This window comes from Pilibacter termitis (assembly GCF_900167335.1).
In the GTDB taxonomy this organism is placed as follows: Bacteria; Bacillota; Bacilli; order Lactobacillales; family Streptococcaceae; genus Pilibacter; species Pilibacter termitis.
Window position 1 is genome coordinate 1 of record NZ_FUXI01000053.1, and the last position, 2,366, is coordinate 2,366.

Sequence of the window (2,366 nt, forward strand, 5' to 3'; positions counted from 1 at the left end):
ACAGTTGCCAGACTTCAGCACCATGTAGCTAGAAAAAGAAAAGTGTAGAGGGGCGTTCAGGAGTTTGCGACAGCGAACCACGTCGTTTATTTACTACTCTTCGTTTCGCATACAGTCTTTCTAAGAATCAAAGATTCTTGAAAGACTAGCATCGAAACGTCAGTTTCGAGCGACGTTGAGAGCAGTCGCCCAACTCCTGCCCCTCATAGCTAGAAAAAGGAGAAAACACACCATGTTTGAAAAACGTCCAGTAATTGCACTAGATTTTCACTGTAAAGAGGAAGTAGAAAAATTTTTAGCACAGTTTGACTCAAATGAACAATTGTACATTAAAATTGGTATGGAGCTGTTTTATCAAGAAGGACCTAGTATTGTGACGTATTTAAAAGAATTGGGTCATTCTGTGTTTCTTGATTTGAAATTGCACGATATTCCAAATACTGTCAAAAGCGCCATGATTGGACTTGCGAAAATGGGGGTTGATATGGTGAACGTTCATGCAGCAGGCGGTTTTGAGATGATGAAACAAGCAATTGAGGGATTGGAAGAAGGAACTCCTGAGGGAGCAAAACGACCGATTTTGATTGCAGTCACTCAACTTACTTCTACGAGTGAAGAAGATATGCACCGTGATCAATTAATTCAAGTGCCAATTGAAAACTCAGTTGTACACTATGCACGTCGTGCAAGAGAGGCGGGACTTGACGGTGTGGTTTGTTCTGCACTTGAAGTGGCGATGATTAAGCGTGCAACGGACAAGAACTTTATCTGTTTAACCCCGGGTATTCGTCCAAAAGGGGCAGAAGTAGGCGATCAAAAACGTGTGAAAACACCAAGTGAGGCACGTAGAATTGGCTCTGATTATATCGTGGTAGGTCGCCCGATTACTTTAGCTGAAAAGCCAGTGGATGCTTATCATGAAATTTTAAAGGATTGGAATTATGGAAATTAATTTTCCAACACCGTCCATGTCTACGATTGAGGTTGCCAAAAATTTGCTTGGTATGGTGCTAAAAGTCAAAATAAATGACGAAGTCATGTGTGGTTATATCGTAGAAACAGAGGCGTACCTTTTTCCAGAGGACGAATGTTCGCATAGTTATCAAGGAAAACGCACACCGAAAAATGAAGTGATGTATGATAAAGCTGGTACATGGTATGTTTACCAAATTCACACCTACAATATGCTAAACTTGGTAACACGTGAAAAAAATGTATCAGAGGCTGTTTTAATTCGTGGAATCGAACCGATTTTTCCAAAAACGAAAGAAATTCTAACCAATGGTCCTGGCAAACTTACTCGTTTTTACGGTATCACAAGAGAGCTCAATGGGACAACGATACAGAATGGGTTTCTGACACTTGAAAAAGGAAAAATACCCCAAAAAATTCTTTCGACTGCTCGCATTGGTGTAAGTGGGAGTGAGAAATGGAAAGAGGCACCACTACGTTTTTGTGTAGCGGGCAATCCGTATGTTTCAAAAATGAAAAAGCGTGAGACAGAGCGTGCCGAGGATACATGGAATTGAAAAAGAATTGAATAATAAATTATAAGGAGAGTATTCAAAAAATGAACAACGTAGCAAAAACAATCGCAAAAGATTTATTAGACATTAAGGCGGTCTTTCTTTCGCCTAAAGAGCCTTTTACTTGGGCTAGTGGGATTCAAAGTCCTATTTACACAGACAATCGTATTACGATGAGTTATCCAAAAGTACGCCGTGACATTGCAATGGGGCTTGCGGAGAAAATTAAAGCTGAATTTCCAGATGTAGAAGTCATTGCAGGAACGGCAACGGCAGGGATTCCGCACGCCGCATGGGTAGCAGAGATTTTAGACTTGCCAATGGTGTATATCCGCTCAAAAGCGAAAGACCACGGAGCAGGTAGACAAATTGAGGGACGTATTGATGAGGGTGCGAAAATGGTTGTGATTGAGGACTTAATTTCAACAGGTGGTTCCGTTCTTGATGCCGCAGCTGCAGCTGAACGTGAGGGAGCAGCTGTCTTAGGTGTAGCAGCAATTTTCACATACGAATTGCCACGTGGCGAAAAACGTTTTGCAGATGCAAACAGAAAACTCGTTACGCTAACAAACTATACAACGCTCATTGAACACGCAAAAGAAATCGGTTATGTAGATGAAGTAGAGCTTGAATTGTTGAAACGATTTAAAGAAAATCAAGAGGATTGGCAAGGATAATAAATTTTGAGCAATTGCAGAGATGTGATTGTTCTTTTTTATTATTAATAAAAAAACAGCGTTAAAATATGGCTCTTTGTCAAATCGTGTGGAAAGCATCTATTTTACAAAGCGTACCTAAGAGAGTTGGACATCTTGTCCAGCTCCTCTTTTGCGTCTACCA

General features: G+C 40.7%; 3 protein-coding genes. All 3 read left to right on the forward strand.

The features are described 5' to 3' along the window. The first annotated feature begins 232 nt into the window (after positions 1-232). The 3 genes from pyrF to pyrE are packed head-to-tail and all read left to right on the forward strand — an operon-like array spanning position 233 to position 2,203. The gene (gene pyrF / locus B5D30_RS12960; RefSeq protein ID WP_078808507.1) at positions 233-952 is read left to right on the forward strand and encodes an orotidine-5'-phosphate decarboxylase; all 720 of its coding nucleotides are present in this window, start codon (positions 233-235) and stop codon (positions 950-952) included. Then, positions 942-1,529 carry a DNA-3-methyladenine glycosylase gene (locus B5D30_RS12965; protein WP_078808508.1) on the forward strand — a complete coding sequence of 196 codons (588 nt, stop codon included), beginning with the start codon at positions 942-944 and terminating at the stop codon, positions 1,527-1,529. Before pyrF ends, B5D30_RS12965 begins: the two co-directional genes overlap by 11 nt. Positions 1,530-1,570: 41 nt before the next feature. Continuing rightward, positions 1,571-2,203, forward strand: coding sequence for an orotate phosphoribosyltransferase (gene pyrE, locus B5D30_RS12970; RefSeq protein WP_078808509.1), 633 nt, complete (start codon positions 1,571-1,573; stop codon positions 2,201-2,203). The last annotated feature ends 163 nt before the right edge of the window (positions 2,204-2,366 follow it).

Bases quoted from the DNA above. Each gene is read 5' to 3' on its own strand.
- pyrE (WP_078808509.1), top strand. From the start codon at position 1,571: ATGAACAACGTAGCAAAAACAATCGCAAAAGATTTATTAGACATTAAG.
- pyrF (WP_078808507.1), top strand. From the start codon at position 233: ATGTTTGAAAAACGTCCAGTAATTGCACTAGATTTTCACTGTAAAGAG.
- B5D30_RS12965 (WP_078808508.1), top strand. From the start codon at position 942: ATGGAAATTAATTTTCCAACACCGTCCATGTCTACGATTGAGGTTGCC.